The following is a 25,345-nucleotide window of genomic DNA, read 5'->3' as shown; positions in this document are numbered from 1 at the left end:
GATATTTATTAAAAATTATTCGTTAGGTCAGTTAGTAAAAAGTCAATTTTAAGAATCTCGCCTACCACAATCACTGCTTACCTCCGGCCAATCCAGACATCCTTAAAAGGAATATTTCGCAAGGCACGGCAAGCTATACAGTCGTACAATTGGAATTCATACTATCCACCACGTTATAGCTTGTCAACAATAAGTAACTATGTGTAAGTTTTTTATTTAAGGCTACGCGCTGATTCATATAAGTAGCGAATTGCAGAAACTACTTGGCCTATCAAGCAAAACTGCAACACGCCCTTCTTTGACTACAGGCCAAACAGTGAATAGGTTTCTAGATCGTCGATGGCAGCTCCAAATCTGCGCATGGTTTCCAAAATAACCTCCTTTGGCTGCCAGCCATCTTGAGTAACTGCCCAGCAGATAAAGCCCCAAACTGGCCAGTGGCGATACTCCAGCCATGCATCGTCGAAACTCATGCCATGATCGACACCATGAGCGCTTAAAGCGCTGAGATAATGCTTTAGCAAATCTCGTTCATGTTTACGCCTATCCTCTACACTTAAGCTACAGCCAATAACATAAAAGACCTCTCTTATCGGACGCCCTCTTCGCACCAACTGCCAGTCCAACCAAGCCATGCGACCATTCACCCAATAGCTGTTACCCAGATGGGTATCGCCATGAATCAGACATCGAGGTGCCGTTGAGCTCGCTTCTCGCTGCACAAGCGCATCGACCACTTTTGCAATTTTCTCAGCGTCGTTCGCCTGAGCAGACAAGGTAGCCGCGCGCTCTGGTGGCGCCAGCAAACGTGCCATACCCTCTGCGCCGCCCTGAAAATTTACAAACTCAGCATCCAAGGTACCTTCGCCCTGGGCCAAGGGCAGCCAGTCCATTTTCATTAAATCTTCGCTACCCCACCAGCGCGCATGTAAGGCGGCAAAATCCTCCAACGCTAGCATCAACTGATCAACAGACAATGTATTAAGATTACTTCCGAAGGTGACATTTTTTTGTACAAGATCCTCCATTAAAATAATGCCTTGACCACTGACAGAGTCATAATCTGAGTAATACGCAACTGGCGCCAACATATCGATATGCGGCCTAATACGCTGATAAAACATGGCCTCTATCGCCCACAACCCCGCCACCATCGTAAAATCTGCGTGTTCAGTCCAGTTTGCCTTTACACACAAATACTCGGGAATCCCAGCCGCAATCGCCGCCTCATTGCGCTCAATTCGTACGCGAATACGACTGGACGTGCCCTCAAACACATTGACTATTTCAACGTTGTGGATTTTTACCCCGACTGAATGCTGGGCGAGAGCCCAAGTCATCCACTCTGGGGTAACTTCATTGATATTTTTGGGTATGGAATACGTGCTCATTTTTATCTCCGCTTAGTCCAATCCAGGCCAGGCCTGGGTAATTTCCCCCGCCGGCTCGATATCCAGCATGGTTGCCAGATATTGCATTCCGGTATTATTGTTCAGCATCCACTCAGATTCTGGCGGCAACCGTTTGGCAGCCTGCAACATACGCGACAATCTGAGCACAATAACCGCCAGACGATAGGCGTTAAAAACTAAATAAAACTTCATATTTTGTGCTTTTCGACCCATACGATCCTCCCATCCAGCAATAAGCTCGGCCGGCGATATAACCCCTTCTAAATGCGGAATACCCAAGCTCAATGTTGTTGCTCGATCCATACAAGCCCACCACGCCAAATCCAATTCAGCTCCACCCAAAGAAGCCATTTCCCAATCAAATACCGCTACACAATCTTGTCCGTTAAACATCATATTGCCCATGCGCGCATCACCCCAAGAAAACCCCGTGGGTGTATGGTCTGGGTAATTCGCCTTTAGCCATTGCTCTGACTTAACGATAAGCTCAGGTAAACCCTCCGGCATTGCCCACCGTCCATATTCCAAATAATAATTAAATTCCTGATCAAAACCGCTGGAGCCACGGGCCGGACGATTTAAAAAATTTATCGTATTTACATCTACTTTATGCAAATTCACCAAGGTGTCTAGTGCGCTGCTACACGTCGCTTTCCGCTGTTCTACAGTTTGATCAGCCACCCAACCGCTCAAATGAAATGGCGGATTATCTGCAGGCACTTTGCCCGCTATACACTCCATAACGTAAAACGGCTGACCTAGCAGACTGGCATCAGCTTCATAACCGTACAATTCCGGAACCGGAAGTATCGTCTCGGCACGAAGAGCATTAGCCACGTCATACTGCGATTTTAAACTGGCGTTCATATACAGGCCGTTGGGAGTATCTACCTTCACCACATAACGCCGATCTACACCAGCGACCACCGCATCAACCATCAAGGTTTCGCTGGATACACCGCTACCATCTGGCATTGTTACGCGATTAACTCGCACACCAGACTCAGAATGCAATTTAGAGCTAAGCCATTGTTCAACAACTCGCTTAGCCTGATCTAAATCCCGTTGTTGAGATTGCGTTGGCACACCAATATTAGGACTTCTCTCGGCACTCATACCTGCCTCCTACATTTGAACTTTTTAAACAATTTACCAATTCAAGCGAAGCGATTTGATCGCTCCGCCAGACCGTAGCTGACCTCGCCATTCCACGTCCAACGCGCGAATGACGGTGCTAATATCAAGCGCTGATTTCCAGCATCAGCGCCAAACGCCATACCCCAATCTTCAAGGGCGGTGGCAAATATAGAGCGGATAATCCCACCGCCAATCACGTGCTCACCCAGCTCGGAGCGCAAGCAAATTTCAAATTGCTCGTCGCCTTGGCGAACCTCAGTAATTTTTATAGGGGGACTTATGATATCGGCGTGATAGAGCCTACCTTGTTCAACGACATAGCCAACAGATAGACTCACAGCACCGCTCGGTGCCCACATCGCCATCAAGCCAAAAGCTCGTCCGCTCGGGAACAGCGCAGTAAAAAGATTGTGACCGCCATACTGATCCATGGCATGTCCCCGCTGCCCTCGGGAATGATCCCGCACACCTCGACCATCAAACTCTGTGCGAACGCCAGCAACGGTAATGTCGCCTTGGCAGCTGAATAATTGCTGATAATGCTGACTGGCCCAAGATTGATCTCGCATGCTGCCACGACCATGCGCAGCCATCGCAGTTTCATGGGTATCCCATACTGGTGCCACACACGCAATATCAAACTGGAATTTAAGCAGTCTCTTAATGCCGTCCCTAACTCTGCCAGACATCATTTCTTGATTAGAAGAGTGCACCGCAACGCCGTCGAACGTCACCCGCCATCGCTTAAATGGCTCAATGCATTCAAAGCGCAATGAGCCGCTCGCAGGCCTGCGCTCCGGTGGCGTTCGATGGTAGGAACTCATCCATAGCAGCCCGCCATCGCCAGGCAGCGAAATTAACACTTGGTCTTCCCACAAACCGAAGTCATCGGGGCAAGTACCTAGATGCAGCCACAAACCAATATCTGCCACTGCGTCATATGCAGAAAGCATATAGTTCTCTGCATAACGGTACTGAGGAGCCGACTCATGCAACGCAAATTCTCGAGAGGAGTCGAGTGCATCAAAATTATTATTCATACGATCATCCACTACAGTTAGAGATTATATTTACATTTCCCAAGCTACCGAAACGCTGTAGCTCTTGGGTGGCGCTAAGGCCTCTAATCTGCCGAAATCATTGGGAAACTGCGAATAAGCATGTATGGTATCAGCGAGATTTTTTCCAGACAGCGTAAACCTCAAACCTAGATCCTCTAATAAATAACTAATTCGCGCATTCACCAGATAATATTCAGCTTCTTTAAATGGGTCGCCCTGGGCCAAGTAGGAATAGCCAGAGTTATAATACCCATCAACCGTCAACTCCAAGGGCCCCAGCTCAGTATTAACCATCTTGCTTAAGGCGATTGTTCCTGAGAACTCAGGCGTTCTCACCACGGGTTTGCCAGTAAAATCCTGCCCTTCTTCATACAAGCCCGTTGATTCGTTAAAACCTGTGCCATCTTTATAATCTGTGTAAACGCCGTCCAAATACGCACCGCCGAAGGCTAAAATCAAATCATCAACCAGAGCGGGAAACAGCATGATGGTTGCATCGACCTCAGCTCCTCGAATACGCGCCGAGCCTGCATTTTCTAGCCGCACCGTCCCCCCAGCCAAAAGCGACACTACCTGAACCTGAATATCGTCAACGGTAGTTTCAAATATCGCAGTATTAACTCTTAGATTTCCACCAGAGCTCGTGTACTTTAAACCTAGCTCATACGCGGTGACATCTTCAGGGCCTGCGTAATCGATGTCGCTGTTGATATTAAAGGTATTAAACGTCCCGCTTTTGTACGCTTTTTGTGCAGACAAATAGACCATCGTGTCGTCGAGTGGATAAAAATTAAATGATATTTTCGGTGAGAAATTCGTCGAATCTGCCGTCGTTGGTGTTGCGCCACCACTTGCCCAATCTATGGCGGTAGTATAAGAGCCGTCGCCATTAGTCAAACCAAAACTAGACTGCAACACGTGGCGACTTTCTTGCTGATATCTAGCCCCCAGAGACATTTCCGACCACTCATTAAACGTGAATGTGGTTTGCGCAAATGCCGCGCTAGACTCCGTCGCCAGCTCCCCCTCCAAATGAAGACTAAGCCCACCAGCGAGCGGGACTGGCCCCAAAATCTCTGTAAGACCTGGCACCAAACTGATAATGTCATCTACTGGCACACTTAACCCAAACAACCCAGCCTGCCCCGTCTCCCCACCCAGCAATGCCAACTCAGCCGATACACCTGCAACACTATCGATATAGTACAAACCTGCAACCCACTGCAACCAACCCGCACCCCAACTATTTTCATTTGAGAGCAGTTGCAATTCAGCCGTCTTCACATCCGAATAAACTGGTGCGCCAAAATAAGCAATGGGGGCATTGCTTCCATCGAAATCAGTTTTTCCTAAATTATTTATATACTGATCGCTGACCAATAGCTTTATATCTAAAGCGTCAAGATAAGCGTTAAACTCAGCAAAATACACTTCACTATCAATATCAAAATTGATAGGTGCATTTACCGATACCGAATAATCTCTATCTTGCTTCTCCGCCCCTAACAATACTGCAAGATCAGATGGGCCAGTATTCGGCGCTAATGCTGTATTAAATCCGCTTTGCTCAACACCCACTGCCGCCAACATAAGATCAAACTTTTCAGCAAAACTCGCCTTTATTTTAAAGCGATACCCCTGTGCAATTTCGTCAGGTGAATGTTGTTGAATGGATTCCTCATCGAAACGCATATACTGCTCTGCAGTATCTGAAAATACCGCCAAAGTAGCAGCAAGGTTGCTAGTAAATGGGATATTGATATTTGCTCTTGCCTTTTGAAAATCGGCTCCATTTTCTTCGTAATGTCCGTAGGTATAACTTACCGATCCATGCATTTCATCAAAACTTGGTGTTTCAGTGGTAATACTGATTGCGCCACCAGTGGTATTTCGCCCAAACAAGGTGCCCTGCGGGCCTTTAAGTACCTCTATGCGCTCAACTTTACCAAATGATTGTGCCAAGCCACTGGCGAAGGGGTAGTAAATACCATCTATATAAGTTGCAACGCTCGGGTCGGCCATCAAAAAGGCGTCGGAGCCCACACCACGCAAATAAACAATGGCAAAACCTGTCGCAGAACCATAAGTCAACCCAGGGGTCACTGCCTGCAAATCGCTTGGGTCGTCAACACCCATTGCCTCTAACATATCACCACTCAAAGCTAGCACAGAGACCGGTACATCCTGCGCATTCTCTTCCCGCTTCTGAGCCGTAACCACAACCTCTTCTAGCAAGCGATTTTTGCGCTTGGTTTCAACTACATCTGCAGAGAATGCGGCATCACCATGTAACAATACCGCCATAGCCGCTAGCGATAACGAACATACTCTTACTAACGCGCGAAAATTAGCTGTGCTCACCCAATTATGCCCTCCACCTATAATTTTATTCTTATTCATAGTTGACGAGCTGGACGCATAAATTACTCTATGTAAGCGTTTTTATTGATCAACTCTACAGCAGGTAATTATACAACCGTACAACTCAATGTAATCGTATCTACCCACTCACCGCCATGTCAAGGAATAAATGATGGTGTGTAAGTTTTATTCAGTCACCAAAGCTACTGCTTGTATAGAATATAGGAGCCTTAACCATTCACCTAGAAAACAATCATGAAAGGAAAGTATTGAGAATAGCGTAACGAAGACGTTAATAAATTCACTCAGATCTCGTGTAGAACAAAATTAGATATAAATATTCTTTATATAAGCAATGTAGTATAAATTTATTGTATAAAAATAACTTATAATCCACGTCATTTAGTGTAGAGACTTTTCACCCAGCGCATCAATCAACGTTTCGTGCAAATCATACTTTGGCAGAAAACCTGTAGACCTGATCTTACTGTCGTCAAACAAGGTATTTGAACTCAATGTTTCGGCCATAAAGCGAGTGAGTGGCGGGGAACTACCAAAAGGAAAGACAAACTCCATTACACCGCCAAGAACTAAAGCTAATCCGCGCGGGAGATTGAATACACGACTTTTACGACCCAAAATATTATCGATTGCCGCCTTTAAATCCAACCAACTAATGTCATAGCCCTTCATCAAGTAAATCTCAGATCCCACAATAGTTAAGTCAACTAGGTGAGCAAATGCTCTGCCAACATCACGGGCATCAGCATTCGAATATCGCCACTCGCCGCCACCAATAACGGGAAAACCTCCTTTCTCCAATAGCGGTAATATCGCAGGCAGTGCGGAGGTATCTCTTTTGCCTAGGGTGTTAGACGGCCTTAATATTATCAGCTCCATAGGCGACGCCTCGGCCAAATCTAGCAGAACGCGTTCCCTGCGCGCCGCAATTCTGCTATAGCTATATTTTGGGTTTGGCGGATATTGTTCATCTATTGCGTGATCGGGCCGATCAAACCCGTAAAGCATGACTGTACTTAGTTGAATAAATCGCTTGGCGCCTGCAGCAGCGGCAACATTAAATATATGCGAAGTAAGATCAATTTCTACCTTGGAACGCTGCAGATCACTTAGGTGCATTCGAGTATCAGCGGTGCAATTAAGTACACAGCAGCCTTTTTCTATTACAGAAGCTAAGTCGCTGTTTTCAAAATCGACAACATGAATATCTGCTGAAATAGATTTTAAAAAGTCGATATCGCTCTGCGGACGAACAACGCATTTCACCTTGTGACCCGCGATCATTAATTGCTCTACAGCATGGCTCCCTAAATATCCTGTTGCACCAAAAACAACAACATCCATACATTACTCTTCCTATTAGCTAAACCTTAAAGCCAGGGTAACTATGATACTGGCCAACATAGCGGCAATTGCACTATTCCGTTCACCTGCCCCGCTGTAGTTGTCGCGTTTTTTCCAGGTGCTATAGAGAACTCAGGAATGCGCGTCAGCCACTCCTCGAGAAACATCGTTAGCTCCATCCTCGCCAGTGTCGATCCAACACAGCGATGGATCCCCAAGCCAAAAGCGGCGTGACTAGCTGCAATATTTGGTCGCATAAAGTCAACTACAAGCGGCTCATCTATCGCCCTGTCATCTACGCCAAACATACTATTAGGAACTTGAATCATATCGCCCCGCTTCATGAAGACACCGCCCAACTCAGTATCTTGAGCTATACTTCTAGAGAGATTGACAATACCGTGCAAGCGCAGCATTTCATCAATTGCTTTAGGGATAAGCTTGGGATTATCTATTAACTGTTGACGATGCTCAGGATTTTCTGCAAGAAACTTGGCCATAAATCCCAATATTGCAGCAACGGTATCAAGGCCACCAAACAACACGGTTGTTAACATACCTTGAATCTCATCGTGACTTAGCGGCTTACCATCAATCTTAGCGTTCACAATATCGCTAATTAAATCATCGCCAGGTTTAGCGCGACGCTCACGAATCCAATATTCGAGATAATTAATGACATGCAAAAAGGCCGTCATAATTTGCAATGAGCTTTTAGATCGTACAGCGACCTCCGTCCATTCCAATAATTTCTCTCGGTCATCATGGGGTAAGTCAACAAGCTGTAAAAATACCGCAATAGGTAGCCGCTTAGCAAAATCCTCTACAAACTCACACTCACCTTTTGCACGAAAACTTTCAATCATTTCTATTGTGAGCGCTCGGACCCCGTCACGCATTTCGGTAACGGCTTTTGGTGTAACTCGCTTCGCAATAATCGCTCGGTACGGACCGTGCTCTGACGGTTTTGCCTCAAGCGGAAGCAAACGTATAGGGTTAGCGCCTTTAGGCAGAATAATCTGATCGCTAGAAAAAATCTCTGGCGTCTTCATTACGGTAGAAATATATTCAGCTCGGGTAACGACCCAATGACCGCCATTTTGAGGCGTCCAAAATATATCCGGCTTATCAAATAACTTTCGCCACCCCGCATGTATATCCGTTTCGCTACAATCGATAGCGGAAAAGTTAAAATCTACTTCTAAATGCTCTGGCACATGGGATGGGCGAGACGCCTTACTTCCACCACCGACAGTTGCCAAAGTCTGTGCAGCACCTTTGAGAACAAGACTAGTCATCCAGCGCCAAGATTCTATATTTTGAATATAACGGTTGCTCTTAATTTTTTCTACAGAACTCATTACGCCCATATTGCACCTATACACTATTATTTTTTATCGAGATTTTGGTGTTAGCTCTTTTAGCTTTTTAAGAACCATACTTGCCGCAAGCTTAGGACTTAATCTTGAAATCACATCGAGTGCCCATGCGTCGTTCCCTACCATGATTCGATATTTTCCCTTTTCTATTCCATCAACAATAATCGATGCAGCCTTTTTTGGAGGAAGCATTTTGAAAGATGCATCTTCTGGGGTTATTGGCTGGGTATCACCTGCTCCTGAATTTTTTACAATATCGGTATCAATAGCGCCGGGAAATATAACTGAAACCCCCACCGCCGTACCGGCTAGCTCAGAGCGCAGCCCTTCTGTAAATAATTTCACTGCTGCCTTAGCCGCGCCGTAAATGGTCTGACCAGGAACAGGCACAAAACCGCCCATGCTAGATACATTAGCAATGTACGCTTGGGGCCTGAGAAGTAAATGTGGTAGAAACGCCCTTGTCACATTTACCGTGCCAAGGAAATTGACGTTAACCACACGGTCTATCGCTTCGTTTTCAAGGTCACTAAGATAAAGAAATGGTTGAACAATACCGGCATTATTGATAACCCCATCTATCGTGCCATGATGCGCGACAACCGCATCTGGAATAGCTGCCACCTGCTCCCTATTTGTTATGTCAGCAACATGGGTAGATATTTTTTCTTTGTATTCATGCGCCAGCAAACACGTAGCCTCAAGTGCCGCATCATTAACGTCGACTAAAGCAACATGTGCTCCGCGCCCGAGAAGATCTAGTGCGAGCAGTCTACCAATACCGTTACCTGCCCCCGTCACTACAAACACCTTGCCAAAAACTTTCATAGTTCCATCTCAATTATTTTAGTTTTTCAGTGATCTCAACCGCATCACCAGATATTCAAATAAATGTATCATCTAAAAGGCAACACTCATCATTAACACTATACAAACGTACAAATTAGGTTAAATTTTAACCCTTATTTTTATATGGCAACCAATGCAAAAATCCAAAAATTATCGTCAGGAAAATACTTAGCACCAAGCTTCCTGGGTATTTTTTTACGTATTTAAAGAATAAGCCTAGCTCCGCGACGTGCACTAGCAATATCGCAGCAATAAAGTACATATAATACGTCGTCCATTCCCCAAGTAGCTCGGGCATAAAAGCACACAGCAATGCCATTGAATACAGGGCAACGATCGCAACAATTAGCACCCTTCTCATCCCTTAATTCCACTCCGTAGAAATAAATCAAAAATAAGCGGTGCAATATCGTCACCGAACTCAGTATTTGCACATCAATTAAGATGTTTTGACACACCGCCACTAAAAGCACTACTCAACAACGTGCCAAACCTTATACAGATGTACTATCTTCTCACGCTATCACCTAGACAATTATTATGTCAACAATAAATGACAGGTAGTAAGTTAATGCATCAACCATTCAACAAAACGCCCTGGTCACGACGTGACACTAATGCGAAACCAAACCAGCGAAAGCGAGAATAAGCCAAATATACAATTCATTGTGATGATCCATGCCACCGCCCTGCGCAGCTCCTTACCTCGACCAACAGCAGATTTATGAGCGCCGGTAATATGCTCCAGCATGTGTAAACCATTTTTGTCCTTCCAAGTAAGCACCAGCGCTTCAACAACACCGTATACTGCAAAGGGCACTACTGGAAAAATCAGTGGATACGTCCCGCGCGTTGAATGCAGCGCAGGACCAAAGACTTCGTAGTAAGTCCACCAACCGACGACCGCTGAAAAACCTTCAACCATTAAGTTCCATATATAGAAAAATGGCGCCGCAATGAGCAGTACCACGAGCAGCCTACTCCACTCAGGCTTGGCAGCGCGCAATTTATCCACCAAAAACCAGATTAACGAATAGATCGCCAGGAAGTACCAACCGTAGGCGAAAGGCATAAACAAAGGCTTATTCGGCGTCGTAAAAGGCAGCTCAAGAGGAAACAGGGCGAAACTCGGCGAATACACCAAAAATGCCCCCCAATCAGCGGGAAACTCCAACCAAAACATTGAAGTCGCGCCAATAAAAATTAACGTATATCTACTTAAGCTGCCTGCCTGTTTGTAGGCGCGGTAAAAGTAAACCGCAATCATTAACCAGACCACCACTGAGCCGATTTCAAATATCCACGGCATCCATGGAGTCGCCACTGCGCCATCTGCATCGTGCCCAATGTTAAGCCATAACTCGCCCATCTTCTTATCCTTATTCTAAAGTATCATTCAGCATATAACTTACTATTAGTCAGCTATATTATCAACACCGTAGAATTAAATAACGCTCACTTTATTGTCAATTATCGCTATACGCCGCCGATACATCGAATCACGATATCGCAACGAAAATACCATCCTCACCGCAATGCAATAAATTCATTTTCCTAAATACAAAAAAGGCGCACTTATTACTAAGTGCGCCAAAGAGATATTTAACTGCCTAGGCATAGGGTAATTAACACCCCGCTGGCTAGGCTTTAATCATGACATTAGAAACTGTATTTTGCCGCCAACCCCCAGTAAGCCTGAGCACCACGAGAGGTAAACTGGAAGTAGCCACCGACGGGATCTGCCTGCCCCTTGCTGAGCGAGTAGTATTCGTCGGTTACGTTTTTGCCAAATATCGATATTTCGTAGCGCTCCTGCTTGTCGCGAATACCCATACTTACATTTAGCAAGCCATATTCGTCCTGCTCCAAACGCGGATCACGGGCCAGATCTGTTGCCGTCTCTGACTGCCACACATAGCTCACATTACCGAAAGCATTGAATGGTAAGTCAGCAAGTGGTTGATCGTAATTCGCCGACAAGGTGTATTTCAGCTCTGGCGCCTGTGGAGGGCGTTCGCCACTTAAATCCTGTTCGCCATTCACACAACCCTGTGCGGCGGTTTGCCCAACGTAGCAATCCATTTCGAACTCTTGAAACTCAACGTCAGTGTACGCCACACCCAATGTTAACATCAGCAAATCGGTCGCAAGCCAGCTAGTATTCAACTCAATACCTTGACTGCGAATCTTACCAACGTTGACCGGCGCTGTTAGCGTGCTACCTGGGATCCGCTTGGTCGACTGAATATCATCAACTTCCATATAATAAATAGCACCGTGAACCTGCGCAGTGCGATCTAACAAATCACTTTTAAAGCCAATCTCAAATGAATTTGCGATTGATGGATCTAGATAAGTATTTGTCGGCGTTGATGAACGCGTATAGTTAACACCTATACCAATAAAGCCACGAGAATAACTAGCATAAACATTACTGTCTTCAGAAACATCCCACTTTGCGCCAAAACGACCAGACCAGTCTGCACTATGACCATCAGATGTAAAATCGACAGAATTATTAACATATGCGGTCGTTAAGTCGATATCGCAAACATTGTTTGTACAGCTGAAATCTCGAGCAACGTAACTAAGCCGTTTATGTTTTAGTGTTGCTTCCTCATCAGTCCAACGCAAACCAGCAAATAACTGAACTACGTCATTAAGATCCCAGGTTACGTCACTAAATACCGCCCAAGATTGTTGACTATAATCATTTGTATATGGATCCGACTGAATAATTGGAGTCGGCAACGGTGGCGCACCACGAATCCAAAGTGGGACGTCAGTTTTCCCATCTTCCTGATAATCCTGCAAATAGAGACCGGTTACCAAACTTAAATCAGAACCTTGATACTCAAACCGCAGCTCCTGAGTAAAATATTCTAGTTCGTTATATATTCCCGAATCACCCAAGGGAGAGAGATTAGTACCGTCAAGGTAGACTCCAAACATCCCATAGGTTGGCCCGCCTACCAATGCTGTCGCGGTAGTACTATCGAGGTTACCCATAGAAGCCGGTGATGAATCAATATCTTGATTAAAAGTTTGATCTGAATACCGAAGCGCACTAATTGACTTCATCGTCCATGCTTCATTGAGCTGCCAAGTAACGTCAGCAACAAAGCCCTGCTGAGTATAATCCAAGTAATGCTCGGTATTTGCATTAACCGTAAATGGATCATCCAACACTCGCTGCCCCTTAGCGGCGTCGCCATCCCCAAGTGCAACTAAACGCGCTTGCGCACCGGGGTACAAGGTATCTAAACCAAAGGTAACCAAAGGGTTACCACCCGTTTTTGTGTCTACAAAATCGACACTTAACAACACGCTAAGATCGTCATTAATATCAAAATTTAATTTCGCCATGACACCGCGACTTTCCTCGCCACCCGCATCACCTTGTGATGGCGCAAGGTTCTTAATATGTCCATCGCGATCTTTAAAGAAAACATTTAATCGGCCCTGAACCTTGTCGGACAAAGCGCCATTAATCATGGCCTTAGTGCTTAGCTCATCATCATCGGTAACAGCAACTTCAAGCTCAGCAGCAAACTCCTCAGAAGGCCCTTTACGTACTATATTAAGCGCACCACCAATCGAGTTTCGACCAAACAGAGTCCCCTGCGGGCCAGCAATGACTTCAATGCGCTCAATATCACCCAGATCAGAACTGAATTCCGTCGACCTGGCTAAAGCAACACCATCAACAACTGTAGACACACTAGGTTGAACACCACCCTCAGTGGAAAACGATCCTAGGCCACGCATAGAAATCGAGTTTGAGAAATTACCCGCCGTACCATTACTAAAAGTAAAACTCGGAGAAATTAATTTTAAGTCCGCCAGCGACTCAAACCGCTCAGACTCTAATTTATCTGAAGTAAGCGCCTGGATAGCGAGAGGTACATCAGAAATTGCCTGCGCGCGCTTCTGCGCAGTAACAATCACCTCTTCGATCACATTTCGACCAGCAGCCTGCTCCTGCGCGATACCGGATACGGAGGCCGCCGCAATACACAAACCCAGTACCGTCCTGCTAAACCTTCCATGATCTTTCACTATTTTTATGTGCGTCATTTTATTTACCTACTTTTAGTTGTCTAAGCGGTTTAAAACTTACTATACGTCAGTTATTATGATAATACTATATCCTACAAAAAACAATGTTTGGGATTCATCACTTGTCACCGCCAATAAAATCGCCACATTAAGTACCCAAAATCCACACAGATAGCAGATTTATGAATGACGACAATATGATGCCAAAAAAACTAACAACAAGATATTAATTATAAGAATTGGAGCACACATTGAATTACCCAAACCTATTCAAACCCTTACGTATCCGTAATCTGCAGCTGCCCAACCGCATTGTTATGCCACCAATGTCGACCCAATTGGGCAGCTCCGCTGGAGAGGTGACCGACGCTCAAATTGCATTCTACAAAGCTCGAGCAGCGGGTGGCACTGGAATGATTATTGTCGAATTCTGCTGTGTCGAACGAGCCTCTGGCCAGTCTGAACCCAATCAGCTAGCACTAGAGAGTGAAAAAGACATTCGCGGCCACCGACGTCTAGTCAGCGCTATAAAGGAATGCGGTAGCGTTGCCTGCCTGCAACTCCAACACGGCGGCGCGGCTGCCAAGCGCAGCCTGCTGCAAACCGCTACCACTATTGGGCCTAGCAATATTTACTCGCGCAAAGATCCAGAACACCTCATCTGCAAAGAAATGAGTCATAGCGAAATAGAGGCAATGATCGAGTGTTTTGGCCGCAGTGCCGAACTTGGTATCAAAGCGGGTTATCAAGCAGTTGAGCTCCACGGCGCTCACGGCTATTTACTCACCCAATTTATGTCCCCTCGCAGCAATAAACGCAACGATGTTTGGGGTGGGAACGAAGCCGGACGCCTTGAGTTTCCGCGCAGAGTAGTCCATCGGGTACGTCAAGCCATTGGCAATCGCCCCCTCATTTATCGCTTATCTGCGGATGAATTTTGTGGAGGAGGACTTACCATTGAAGATATGGAGCGCATATGCCCGATACTGGTCGACGCCGGTATCGATGCAATTCATGTTTCTACCGGTGTTGGACCAGAGAGTTTTGACAAGGTGCTAGACCCGATGTCAGCACCTGATGGTTGGCGCCTACCCTATTCTCGCCGCCTCAGAAAAGTATGCAATGTACCTATTATCACCGTAGGCCAGATACGCCACCCCGATACCGCTGAACAAGCACTGCGCGATGGCGATGCTGATTTAATTGCCTTAGGACGTACTTTACTAGCCGACCCCGAATGGGCGAATAAAGCAAAAGCAGGCTCCGTCGAAAACATTATCCCCTGTACCTCATGCAACTTTTGTGTCGCCAATGGCTTCGCAGAAAACTCGATTCGCTGCGCCAACAACCCGACGACTGGCCGAGAATTAAGGAGTGATATACCTAAATTACAGGGCGCCTGCCGCGCCATCGTATTAGGCAGTGGCCCCGCCGGCATAAATGCTGCGCTGAATTTGGCTGCCGCAGGGGCTGACACCACACTACTTGAAACCCAGAACAAACTCGGCGGCGGTCTGATTGTGTCGGCTGCGCCCCCTTTTAAAGACAAGCTCGAACGCTATCGCCAATACCTCATCCGCCAACTGCAAACCAGCAACGTAACAGTAAAATTAAACGCCACGTTCGAATTTGATAGCATCAAAGCCATTAAGCCAGACATTGTTGTGTTTGCCACCGGAAGTCGCACGCGAAGTCAGCTTTTCAAAGGTTTAGACGCTCACAACAGCTGCGACGCGTTTGAACTACTTAACACCCTACCCGAGCACTCACTTCCATCGCCAGAAGCGGGCCCGATTTTAGTATTAGGAGGCGGCGAGACTGGCTGTGAAGTCAGTGAAACCCTGCTTGAAATGGGCTATCGAGTGATTTTATCAAGCCGCTCAGCTCGCCAACAATTAGCGCGCTCAGCGGAGATGATTTATCGCGGCGACTTATTAAAACGTTTGTTACGCAAACCCCAGTTAGAGCTAATCTGCCACAGTGAGCTCAAAGAATTCACCAACGGAAGTGCTCAATTGCAACTAGGTGAGGAGCGTATTACCCGAGCAGTCGCCTACTGCGTGTTAGCGCAAGGCCGCACCTCTGACAAGGAGCTTTACGACACGCTTGTCAACGAAACATTCCACAGAATACTCATTGGTGACGCAAACACCATGGGGCGGATAGGCGATGCAGTTGACGACGCTCATCAACAAACCCTCAACTTTATAACTGCCAGAAACAGGGCCACAAGCAACGTGGTGGCCTCATAGCCATTGCATTTTCAAAGGGAATTAGAAGATGAGTGCAGCAGAAACCGAAAAATCGCAGCCCCGTATACTCATTGCGCAAACACGCGGCAAAACAGAGCGCAAAATTATTGAGGATTGGTATCGTAAACACGAAGCACCCACCTGCGAAATCATCTACATTGACTACCCAAAGCTAGACACAAGCCGCGCGACACCTCAACTTCGTAAGCGTTTAGCCCAAGGGGATAACCCTCTGCTCTGTCCGCTGCGAATTGCGTGGCAACCTAAGTCGCGCAACGGCAAGCCGCAAGTATATTTGCGCGACATAATAACGCTAGGCGATCCGCGATCGCCAAGGGAGTACGCCAAAATACTCATAGCCAAATATCAAGTAGAACGGGTTAAAGTTCTAGAAGGCGAACCAGCCACATTGACGGAGCTACGCGCTATTTGGCAAAGCCAAAGCAGTAACAATGTAGAGCGCGAATTTGCGCGCTTTGTTGTTCGGCGTGCCACCCTAGCCTTAGAGCGCGCAACGTCACAACACCTAGGCCCCCAGTACAAAATGCCAAAACTGGTGCGCGAGGAAATCCGCAGCTCGAATCGTTTTAAAGAGGGCCTGCGTCAACTTGCAGAACAAAAACAACTTCCCATTGAACAGGCAGAACTGTTAGCAGATAAGGCGCTAAAGGAGTTGGCTTCTGGGTTTACCCCGATGGGCTTAGATATCAACTTAATCATGGGCCGCATTCTCTATCGACGCGGCTATGTCGAACAACTCGACATAGACTGCCAACAAATCGAGACCGTACGCGCAGCAGTCAACGGCAAGTCTGCCATTATCCTTCCGTCACACCGCTCCAATATGGATGTCGGGGTAATGTCGGTGGCACTGCACGAGGCTGACTTACCTCGCACTAGCACCTTGGGTGGTATTAACATGAGCTTTTGGCCCATGGGTTATATCATGCGCCGATCTGGCGTTATCTTTATTCGTCGAGATATTCGCAGTGACCCCGTTTACCGCTGGGTATTAAAAGAATACCTAGGCTATATGGTAGAGAAACGTTTCAGCCTGCAGTGGTACATCGAAGGCACCCGCTCGCGCACCGGCAAATCGCTCCCACCCAAACTCGGACTTTTAAAATACGTTGTAGACGCCTATCGCGATGGTCGTTGTGACGATATTGCGCTCATCCCCGCCTCCACCACCTACGACCAACTCAACGAGGTTAAAGGCTATGCGGGAGAAGCAATGGGAATAGCAAAGAAAAAAGAAGATTTAAAATGGATGATTAATTATTTTAAATCAGCCCATGGTCGCTTCGGGCGCATATATGTACGCTTTGGCCAACCACTGTCTCTAAGCAGTTATTTTGGCAGCCAAAAAGAAGCATGCCAACTCAGCGATAGCGAATACCAGTTAGCCCTGCAAAAATTAGCGTTCGAAATATCATGGCGCATCAATCAGGCGACCCCCATCACAGCCATTTCACTCATCACCATGACGGCGCTAAGCGCCTTCCGCCAAGCATTAAGCTTTGAGCAACTAAAAATGGCGCTGCGCGAATTTGTACATTACACCGAACTCAACAGTGCTCCCATGACCGCCAGTGCTAAACGCCTGCTCTGTGACGAAGGCATTCAAGACGAGCTCGACGCGCTGATCAACCAAGGCCTGATTCACGCCGAAACCGAAGGTCCAGAATCGGTCTACACCATTAATCGCGATGCCCACGTTGCTGCGTCCTATTACCGTAATTGGGTTATCCATCACTTTCTAGACAGTGCTATTGCAGAGCTCGCATTAACCGCTGCAGCGTCAAAAAAAGACAGCAATCAGGCCGTAACCGTCTTTTGGGATACCGCTTATCAGCTTCGTGATTTACTCAAATTTGATTTCTTCTTTCTTGAAAAAAATCAATTTCGCAAGTCACTCACTAATCGTCTACATCTTATTAATGACAATTGGGAACATGCAATTTCAGAAAATAGTACTAGCACAGCAACGCTACTCGATGCGATGAAACCCATAACCGCGGACAGTGTAGTGCGTAGCTTTCTAGAAAGTTATTGGGTCGTCGCAAATTGCCTGCAATTAAAATCAGACAAACCCATTATTGCCGACCACTCATTCTTCTCATTTTGCGCTGGCGCTGCACGTCAATATTTATTGCAAAAGCGCATCATTCACTCCGAAGCAGCGTCAATACACCTCTTTAAAACCGGGTTACAGCTCGCCGAAAATCGTGGCGTTATAAGTGACGACGGCGTTTATCAAGCGTCGCAAGGCCACGCATTCATCAACGAACTAGAGCTGCTCTTACAACTCAGTGACCTGCGTTTTGAATCTGCCCGCCGCACATTCAACTACCGTTTTTTTAATCGAGCCCAACACAATGACTGAAAATCATAGCCAATTTAACGACAAGGTCGACGCCCTTGAACTACTAATGCTGCGTGGCGAAGCCTCGGCAAAAACCCGCAGCGCCATGCTATCTATCGCCCTTCTAGACGAAGTACCAAATTTCGCCGCCCTGCGCGATACCTTTGAATACGCCAGCAGACAGTTTATTCGTCTGCGCCAACACGTCGTATTGCCAGCACTTGGCCTAGGTTCGGCGCGCTGGGTAATCGACCCTGACTTTAATTTAGACTTCCACCTAAGGAGGATTAGTGCCCCCAGTCCCGGCCAGCTGCGCGACATACTAGATATCGCCAGCCACATTCTACAAAGCCCTATGGATACCCAACGCCCGCTTTGGGAAGTATTCTTAATTGAAGGCATTAACGATGGCAACGCCAAAGCCGCACTCATTATTAAAATGCATCATGCCGTCTCTGACGGGATGGGCGGCTTACTGCTTTTAAAATTGCTATTTAATAGTAGCCGCGAGCAAATAAACCGCGAACTGCTACCCCAACCCATACCAGAAGATGTAAATAGCCTAACCTTGAGCCGGCGCGGGCTTAACCGCGCCCTGGGAGATGCCTTGCCAGCGATTAATCGCCTCATTCGCAGCGGCACGGCTCATACCAAGGATTTGCTCCAACACCCAACCAAATACATTGAGAACTTACGTCAGCAATTTGAATCAGCGCAACGAATTCTCTCAAATAGCGACTGTCATCCGTCGCCATTACTAATGCGCCGTAGCCTAGACCGCCAACTCGATGTACTCGAATATCCATTAGACGATCTCAAACACTGCGCAAAACATTTCAACGCCAGTGTGAACGACATTTATATTGCTGCCATCGCGGGCGGCCTGCAACGCTATCACAACGCCCTAGACTGCGAGCACGAGGCACTGCCGCTGGCCATGCCTGTAAGCTTGCGCCGCGCAAATAACGCAAATGGGGGCAATCACTTTGCCGCCGCTCGGATCAATTTGCCATTAACAGAATGCGATCCAAAACGCCGTATCGCCCAAATTCAACATCAAGTAAGCAGCGCCATTGCAGAACCCGCCATCAATATTATGAACCACATCGCACCGCTGCTGGTGCACTTACCCACTATCGCACTGAATGAACTTGGCGACCTCGCCAGCCATCTCGACGTGCAAGCATCGAACGTCCCCGGCCTGCGCGAAACAGCCTATATTGGCGGTAGTAAAATACTCAAACTTTATCCCTTTGGTCCCCTACCAGGAATTCCACTTATGCTGGTTATGATGTCCCATGACGGAGCCTGCTATTTAGGAAGCCACTGCGACACTGCCGCAGTCGCCAACCCAGAACTGCTAATGCGGTGTCTGAACGATGAATTTAATGAACTAATCGACGCCAGTAAAGCACCCACACGTAGAGCTAAGACCCCACGTAAAAGTACAGTAAAAGCTGCTACCCAGCGCAAAGCGGTTGCACGAACAAAGGCCACTAAACTCGACACCGCCACTGTGAAAGGAACCCAAGCATGAAGCCCTTAACATCAGATATAAATTCAATATTACAGGGCATATACAAATCCCCAACTGGCCCCACCGTGTGCGCCTTCTTTGATTTAGACGGTACTATTATCGCCGGCTTTTCAGCGATGCAACTTAGTAAGCAGCGTCTTAAAAGCAAGGATATTTCGCTACAGGAATTTCTGCGAACTGTGAACACCGCCATTAACGCTGCCACGGGAAAAGCCGATTTTGAAGATTTACTACTGATTGGCGCAGACGCCTGGAAAGGCCGTAATCACCAAGACTTGATGGCGATGGGAGAAATACTTTTTCACAAAAAAATCATTAATTTGATCTACCCAGAAATGCGAAAAATTATCAAAGCCCATCAACAGCAAGGACACACAATAGTCTTATCATCCTCGGCAACCTGCTATCAAGTGGAACCCGTAGCACGCTTCTTAGGCATTGAAAATGTGTTGTGTAATCGTTTTGCGCTAAACGGCGAACAACTCAATGGCGAACTGTGCAAGCCCTTGATCTGGGGGAAAGGAAAAGCACAGGCAGCTCAGCAATTCGCTGATTGCCAACAGATAAATCTTAAAGACTGCTATTTCTACGCCGATGGCAATGAAGACGAAGCCCTAATGCATTTGGTTGGCCACCCCCGCCCCACCAACCCCGGGAAAAATTTAGCTCGGGTTGCCCGCGCCCGTGGCTGGCCGATTCAGCGCTTTGTAAGCCGTAATAATAACGGCGCATTGCGCTCAACAGCTGGGGTTATTAGCGTGTTGCCCTTCGCCGCTGTTGGCGTCGGCTTAGGCCTTCTTAAACGCGACAAGCGTGCCATATTAAATTACGCCTCACCACGCTGGATTGATCGCATGTTTAAAATAAACGGCGTGAAACTCAATGTGATTGGCAAGGAGAATCTCTGGGCACAGCGACCCGCAGTATTTATCTTTAATCACCGCAATAACTACGACGCTTTTATGGCCGCCAAACTGATTGAAAAAGACTTTACCGGCGTCGGTAAAAAAGAATTAGAAAACCACTGGCTCACCGGCACCATTGGCAAACTCGCCGATGTCGCCTTTATCGATCGCGCCGACTCTAAAGGCTCGGTAGAGGCGCTTAAACCAATTGAAGAGCTGGCCCGTAAAGGTATTTCAATCTGCCTAGCCCCAGAGGGAAATCGGGTGGACACAGAACTAGTTGGCGATTTTAAAAAAGGCGCTTTTCGCATGGCAATGGCAGCAGGTATTCCAATTGTGCCTATTGTATTTCGTAACGCCGAAATGATCGCCGCTCGAGACGCAGCAGTAATGAGTCCAGGCACCGTTGACGTTGCTGTACTGCCGCCTATTTCTATAAAAAACTGGACACTGAAAAATTTAGAACACAATATAAGCGAGGTGCGCCAATTATATATCGACACCCTTACTGACTGGCCAAAAAACTAAATAGATGACGCTGATATTTTCACGAGAATATCAGCGTTTTTTAAAAGAAGCACGACGGCTATTGCAACTCAAAAAATGGCATCCAAACATCTTCACGCTGCTCAAAAAATACCTTCACCCGATCACCGATGCTGACACTGCCTGGCTCGGCGTTAGGCATTGCCGACGTTAAACGCAAGCCTGCTTGTTCATCCAATTCAATAATCACCAGAAGATAGGGAATCTTTAAACCTGGCATCCACGGCATGCGGTTTACGGTAATTGCCGCCACCGTGCCAGTGCCAGACATGGGTTTGGCGGTAATTTCCTCACCTAAGCATTTACGGCAGCAGACACTGGGGGGATGCTGCCAATACTGGCAGTCTTCGCAGTATTGCATACGCAGTTGGCCGTCGGCGCCGGAGCTCCAGAAAAAACTATTCAGTTCATCTAGCTCGGGTGTGGGGCCTACCGTCTTTTCTAAAGCATTTGTATCAGTCATTTAGTCATCCATCTTATCGGCTGAATACCACTGTTATTGTCCTTAGTGAGCATTCATCTATAGGCTGTTGAAATGTCGCCCACCCTAAATCAGTCGCTGCGCAGTAACGCTGCGCCAGAGAGGTTACCGCCGCCATTGCTGACTACCGCCAACTTTCTTTCACCGCTCAACTGGTGATTACCGGCTTCACCGCGCAATTGTTTTACAGCCTCGTGGAAATAGCCTAATCCGTGGGTACGCCCCGCCGACAATTGCCCGCCGTGACTTGCCAAAGGTAGCTCGCCGTCGCGGGCAATGCGCTGACCACCCTCGACAAAGGCCGCCGCTTCACCGCGACCGCAAAAGCCCAAGCCCTCTAGCCACAACAGGGTTAAAAAGCTAAAGCCATCGTACAGCTCAGCAAAGTCGACATCTTTGGGTTTAAAGTCGGTGCGCGACCACAGCATTTTGCCGGCGTCTTCGGCGCCAAAGCGGGTGAGGTCGTCTTGCTGATCCCAACTGTCACGGCCGTAAAGCGGGCCGCCTATGGCTTCAATATGAATGGCCTTGGATTTCAAATCTGCAGCGCAGTCTTTGTGAGAAATAATAATCACCGTGGAACCATCGATGGGCACATCGCAATCATACAAACACAGCGGATCTGAAATCATTCGCGACGCCAGGTAATCATCTAGGCTGAGCGGGTCACGATACACCGCACGCTCGTTCAGCATGGCATTGCTTCGTGCATTCACTGCAATCTGACCAAGCTGTTCCCGTGTAGCGCCAAACTCATGCATATAGCGCGACGCCACCATGGCAACCCAGCTACTGGCAGAGAATGCGCCAAAGGGCAGCTGCCACTGAAACGGTCCACTAATGCGCTGACTACCCGTGCCTTGCACGCTAGAACGGGTGCCCTTGGCCATAGAACTGGCCTCGGTCATGGTACGAAAGCAAATAACATGGCGAGCTTGACCACTCGCCACCGCCATGCAGGCATTAATAATGGCCGACATTTGCGTAGACTCAATACCGGCGTTATACCAGCTAAGCTTTAAATCCATTGCCTCGCGCAAATCAGTAATCGACACCGGCGAAAAGCCAGGTGCGGCGTGTTGCATTTGCCCCGGCCAGCTCGACACACCGTCAATATCGCTGCGCGATAAGCCCGCATCATCCAAGGCTTGCTTTACGGCATCAACGGTTAGTTGCAATCCATTTCGGGGCAGACGACGGCCAATTTCAGACTGCCCAATACCGGAGATAACACACTGCTTTTCTGAAAAGATATTCGCCATAAATCAGCTCAACTCTTTAAACGGTTTATTTTTATCTGGGCGATAATCCTGGGGCAAGCCCAGCACCCGCTCGGCGATAGTATTTAATAACACTTCATCTGTGCCGCCTGCAATACGACCGGCGGGATCAATCCACGACCAAGCATAATCGGTGCGAAAATCCCCTTGGGGATCCATCTCAATCCCATCGGGGCCGATTAAATCCAGCGCTAATGCACCTAGACGCTGACGCGCGCGCCCCATAATTAATTTACGAATACCGGCTTCTGGTCCCGGCTCTTTACCGTTACCCACCGCCGCCATGCCCCGACGATAAATAGACCGCAACCCCTGACGCTCAATGTAGGCTTCTAGTAAAGTAGCGCGAATTTCGCCGTCAGCGATTGCCGGTGCACCTGCAATGTCATATTGTTGGGCATGCTCAAATAAGGCATTAAGAGACATACCGCCGATGCTTTCATCATACACACCGGCAACACGCTCAATCATTAGCATTTCCATCGCCACCGCAAAACCACGGCCCTCATCGCCTAGGCGTTGAGTATCTGGAATAAAGACATTATCGAAAAACACTTCGTTAACATCGTCATGACCAGCCATGCGCCGAATTGGCCGTACGCTAATACCCTGACTATGCATGTCAGCATAGAAACAGGTAATACCGGCGTGCTTGGGGCCATCACTATTGGTTCTGGCAACGATAAAGCCCCAGTCAGCAACTTGTGCCCAGCTGGTCCACAATTTTTGACCGTTTAACAACCAGCCCTCAACGCCGTCTTTGCTGTGACGTTCTGCCTTTAAACGCACTGCGGCAAGATCGGAACCAGCCCCCGGCTCGGAGAACATTTGACACCAGATTTGCTCACCGCGAATTGCCTTTGGCCCTAACTCACGACGGGCTTGTTCCGGCGCATAGCGCAGAAAAATCGCCATTAATTGTGCGGTACTGATAACAAAATATTCAGTGGGCAAGAGGTATTTGAGTTCTTCTTCGCCAAACACAATTTTATGCAATTCAGTAAGACCGGCACCGCCGTATTCGGCTGGCAAATTAATACAGGCAAAGCCCCCTTCCACTTTTTTGGCCTGCCACTGCCGACCAAGGGCGAGGTCTTCTTCAAAGCTCAATCCCTTACGCACCTCACCTGAAAAAGCCGGCGCATTTTCTGCCAACCATTCGCGTGCTTGCTGGCGATAAGCACCCAGCTCCGGCAACGCCTCAATAGGTTCACGCTCATTGCCACTATCAGCAAGACGATAACTAAAAAAGCGTTCACGCCATTCCAAGCGGCTACCCAACTCCAGCGCCAATACCCGCGAGCGCCGATAGTGATGCTGAGGCAATCCCTCCCAGGTTGAACCCAAGCCACCAAAGGTTTGCATACTCTCTTTGGCACTAAATTCGTAAGCTTCGATTGCCGCAACCCGCGACGCCGCTGCCAACTCGCGCCAGCTGTCATCACCAGCCTCATAGGCCAATAGCGCGTCATCGACACAACCCCGCGCCAACTCTATTCGCCAGTACATATCCGCTATTTTGTGTTTAATCGCTTGGAAAGCGCCCAAGGTTTGACCAAACACCTTGCGTTCTAATGCGTAGTCCCTAGCCAATAACATCGCCGCTTCGGCACCTGCACTCTGTTCAACTGCTGTTAACAAGGCTGCAACAGCAAGTGCGTCGGCTTGGATTTGTTCAGCATTATCAGTGACGAGCACCGTCACTTCGGCATCAGTAAAGTGCAGCCGCGCCTGAGCGCGAGCTTGGTCAATAGCCGGTACGGCTTCTTTTGTTACCGCCGCATTAGCCAAATTAACCAAGACTAATTTTTTCTGTCCGCCGTCATCGGCCAATGCAATAGCGTAATCCGCCACTGCCGCAAACGGCGTAGCAACAGTGCAACCCTGTAATTTACCCGCTACCAAAGCAAGTGGACTAGCGCAAACAAAGCAGGCAATACCACTACCCGCCATCAAACCATCTAACACTTCATTCTTGTCGCCACCAGTATTCGAAGCCTTAAGAATTTGAGCCAGCTGATACACCGCCAACAAGGGCAGCGACACCGTAGTACGGCCCATTTCCTGAGCGAGTACTGCCAAACCGCGCAAACCCAAACCTAGGCCGCCTTGCGCTTCGTCTACTGCCAACATCGGCCACCCCATTTCCGCCGTGCTGCCCCAGCTTTCGCTGTCAAAGGACGCTGGCTTGTCTAATAGAGCTTTCAGGTATTCGGGATCAGCTCGCTCAGTCAAAAAGCGCGCAGCCTGATCTTGAATAGCCTGTAAATCTTCGTTAATTGCAATCACGTCTTATGCCGCCTAAATATCACTTATTCGTCTTTAGCCTTAAGGGCTATTAGCATCAATTCCGTCA

Annotated in this window: 17 protein-coding genes; 4 read left to right on the top strand and 13 right to left on the bottom strand. The window is 47.7% G+C overall.

All coding sequences use genetic code 11. From position 1 onward, the window contains the following. Nucleotides 1–302: 302 nt before the first annotated feature. From C0068_RS14805 to C0068_RS14760, 10 genes are all read right to left on the bottom strand, one after another. Nucleotides 303–1,391 carry a phosphotransferase gene (locus C0068_RS14805; RefSeq protein ID WP_103685262.1) on the bottom strand — a complete coding sequence of 363 codons (1,089 nt, stop codon included), beginning with the start codon at nt 1,389–1,391 and terminating at the stop codon, nt 303–305. A 12-nt stretch (nt 1,392–1,403) separates the two neighbouring features. Continuing rightward, nucleotides 1,404–2,528 carry a phosphotransferase family protein gene (locus C0068_RS14800; RefSeq protein WP_103685261.1) on the bottom strand — a complete coding sequence of 375 codons (1,125 nt, stop codon included), beginning with the start codon at nt 2,526–2,528 and terminating at the stop codon, nt 1,404–1,406. A 41-nt stretch (nt 2,529–2,569) separates the two neighbouring features. Continuing rightward, nucleotides 2,570–3,589 carry a DUF7064 domain-containing protein gene (locus C0068_RS14795; protein ID WP_103685260.1) on the bottom strand — a complete coding sequence of 340 codons (1,020 nt, stop codon included), beginning with the start codon at nt 3,587–3,589 and terminating at the stop codon, nt 2,570–2,572. A gap of 30 nt (nt 3,590–3,619) precedes the next feature. Continuing rightward, entirely contained in the window at nt 3,620–5,971 is a 2,352-nt protein-coding gene (locus tag C0068_RS14790) for a TonB-dependent receptor (protein ID WP_158250004.1), read from the bottom strand. Nucleotides 5,972–6,373: 402 nt separating this feature from the next. Further along, the gene (locus C0068_RS14785; RefSeq protein ID WP_103685258.1) at nt 6,374–7,336 is read right to left on the bottom strand and encodes an NAD-dependent epimerase/dehydratase family protein; all 963 of its coding nucleotides are present in this window, start codon (nt 7,334–7,336) and stop codon (nt 6,374–6,376) included. A gap of 41 nt (nt 7,337–7,377) precedes the next feature. Beyond that, nucleotides 7,378–8,697 (bottom strand): cytochrome P450, encoded by a 1,320-nt coding sequence (locus C0068_RS14780; protein ID WP_158250003.1) that lies wholly within the window; start codon nt 8,695–8,697, stop codon nt 7,378–7,380. 33 nt (nt 8,698–8,730) lie between these two features. Continuing rightward, entirely contained in the window at nt 8,731–9,543 is an 813-nt protein-coding gene (locus tag C0068_RS14775; RefSeq protein ID WP_103685256.1) for an SDR family NAD(P)-dependent oxidoreductase, read from the bottom strand. Between the two features lie 127 nt (nt 9,544–9,670). Further along, entirely contained in the window at nt 9,671–9,925 is a 255-nt protein-coding gene (locus tag C0068_RS14770) for a hypothetical protein (RefSeq protein ID WP_103685255.1), read from the bottom strand. 240 nt (nt 9,926–10,165) lie between these two features. Continuing rightward, nucleotides 10,166–10,933: a hypothetical protein gene (locus C0068_RS14765; RefSeq protein ID WP_103685254.1), complete on the bottom strand. Its 768-nt coding sequence runs from the start codon at nt 10,931–10,933 to the stop codon at nt 10,166–10,168. A gap of 290 nt (nt 10,934–11,223) precedes the next feature. Then, nucleotides 11,224–13,641, bottom strand: coding sequence for a TonB-dependent receptor (locus tag C0068_RS14760; protein ID WP_103685253.1), 2,418 nt, complete (start codon nt 13,639–13,641; stop codon nt 11,224–11,226). A 233-nt stretch (nt 13,642–13,874) separates the two neighbouring features. Between C0068_RS14760 and C0068_RS14755 the strand changes: the two genes are divergently transcribed. From C0068_RS14755 to C0068_RS14740, 4 genes are read left to right on the top strand one after another with little or no spacing between them, the layout of a single operon-like run. Then, a complete protein-coding gene (locus C0068_RS14755; RefSeq protein WP_199176193.1) occupies nt 13,875–15,875 on the top strand; it encodes an oxidoreductase in 2,001 nt (666 codons plus the stop codon). A 28-nt stretch (nt 15,876–15,903) separates the two neighbouring features. Continuing rightward, nucleotides 15,904–18,261: a glycerol-3-phosphate 1-O-acyltransferase gene (locus C0068_RS14750; protein ID WP_103685252.1), complete on the top strand. Its 2,358-nt coding sequence runs from the start codon at nt 15,904–15,906 to the stop codon at nt 18,259–18,261. Then, nucleotides 18,254–19,777, top strand: a complete 1,524-nt coding sequence (locus tag C0068_RS14745; protein WP_103685251.1) for a wax ester/triacylglycerol synthase domain-containing protein — start codon at nt 18,254–18,256, stop codon at nt 19,775–19,777. Before C0068_RS14750 ends, C0068_RS14745 begins: the two co-directional genes overlap by 8 nt. After that, nucleotides 19,774–21,210 carry an HAD-IB family hydrolase gene (locus C0068_RS14740; RefSeq protein WP_103685250.1) on the top strand — a complete coding sequence of 479 codons (1,437 nt, stop codon included), beginning with the start codon at nt 19,774–19,776 and terminating at the stop codon, nt 21,208–21,210. Before C0068_RS14745 ends, C0068_RS14740 begins: the two co-directional genes overlap by 4 nt. Before the next feature lie 58 nt (nt 21,211–21,268). Here C0068_RS14740 and C0068_RS14735 read toward each other — a convergent pair whose 3' ends face one another. The 3 genes from C0068_RS14735 to C0068_RS14725 form a co-directional block, all read right to left on the bottom strand. Then, nucleotides 21,269–21,691: a Zn-ribbon domain-containing OB-fold protein gene (locus tag C0068_RS14735; RefSeq protein WP_103685249.1), complete on the bottom strand. Its 423-nt coding sequence runs from the start codon at nt 21,689–21,691 to the stop codon at nt 21,269–21,271. An 89-nt stretch (nt 21,692–21,780) separates the two neighbouring features. Beyond that, nucleotides 21,781–22,971, bottom strand: coding sequence for a thiolase family protein (locus tag C0068_RS14730; protein WP_103685248.1), 1,191 nt, complete (start codon nt 22,969–22,971; stop codon nt 21,781–21,783). A 3-nt stretch (nt 22,972–22,974) separates the two neighbouring features. After that, nucleotides 22,975–25,278, bottom strand: coding sequence for an acyl-CoA dehydrogenase family protein (locus C0068_RS14725; RefSeq protein ID WP_103685247.1), 2,304 nt, complete (start codon nt 25,276–25,278; stop codon nt 22,975–22,977). Nucleotides 25,279–25,345: the final 67 nt, after the last annotated feature.

The sequence above is a fragment of the Zhongshania marina genome (assembly GCF_002915595.1).
Classification (GTDB): Bacteria; Pseudomonadota; Gammaproteobacteria; order Pseudomonadales; family Spongiibacteraceae; genus Spongiibacter; species Spongiibacter marinus_B.
Note: the sequence above shows the minus strand (reverse complement) of the source record. Positions and strands in the feature narration are given on the sequence as shown.

Coding starts and splice junctions, on each gene's coding strand:
- C0068_RS14740 (WP_103685250.1), top strand. CDS start 19,774: ATGAAGCCCTTAACATCAGATATAAATTCAATATTACAGGGCATATAC.
- C0068_RS14760 (WP_103685253.1), bottom strand. CDS start 13,641: ATGACGCACATAAAAATAGTGAAAGATCATGGAAGGTTTAGCAGGACG.
- C0068_RS14745 (WP_103685251.1), top strand. CDS start 18,254: ATGACTGAAAATCATAGCCAATTTAACGACAAGGTCGACGCCCTTGAA.
- C0068_RS14785 (WP_103685258.1), bottom strand. CDS start 7,336: ATGGATGTTGTTGTTTTTGGTGCAACAGGATATTTAGGGAGCCATGCT.
- C0068_RS14805 (WP_103685262.1), bottom strand. CDS start 1,391: ATGAGCACGTATTCCATACCCAAAAATATCAATGAAGTTACCCCAGAG.
- C0068_RS14765 (WP_103685254.1), bottom strand. CDS start 10,933: ATGGGCGAGTTATGGCTTAACATTGGGCACGATGCAGATGGCGCAGTG.
- C0068_RS14730 (WP_103685248.1), bottom strand. CDS start 22,971: ATGGCGAATATCTTTTCAGAAAAGCAGTGTGTTATCTCCGGTATTGGG.
- C0068_RS14780 (WP_158250003.1), bottom strand. CDS start 8,697: ATGAGTTCTGTAGAAAAAATTAAGAGCAACCGTTATATTCAAAATATA.
- C0068_RS14750 (WP_103685252.1), top strand. CDS start 15,904: ATGAGTGCAGCAGAAACCGAAAAATCGCAGCCCCGTATACTCATTGCG.
- C0068_RS14800 (WP_103685261.1), bottom strand. CDS start 2,528: ATGAGTGCCGAGAGAAGTCCTAATATTGGTGTGCCAACGCAATCTCAA.
- C0068_RS14770 (WP_103685255.1), bottom strand. CDS start 9,925: ATGAGAAGGGTGCTAATTGTTGCGATCGTTGCCCTGTATTCAATGGCA.
- C0068_RS14775 (WP_103685256.1), bottom strand. CDS start 9,543: ATGAAAGTTTTTGGCAAGGTGTTTGTAGTGACGGGGGCAGGTAACGGT.
- C0068_RS14795 (WP_103685260.1), bottom strand. CDS start 3,589: ATGAATAATAATTTTGATGCACTCGACTCCTCTCGAGAATTTGCGTTG.
- C0068_RS14735 (WP_103685249.1), bottom strand. CDS start 21,691: ATGACTGATACAAATGCTTTAGAAAAGACGGTAGGCCCCACACCCGAG.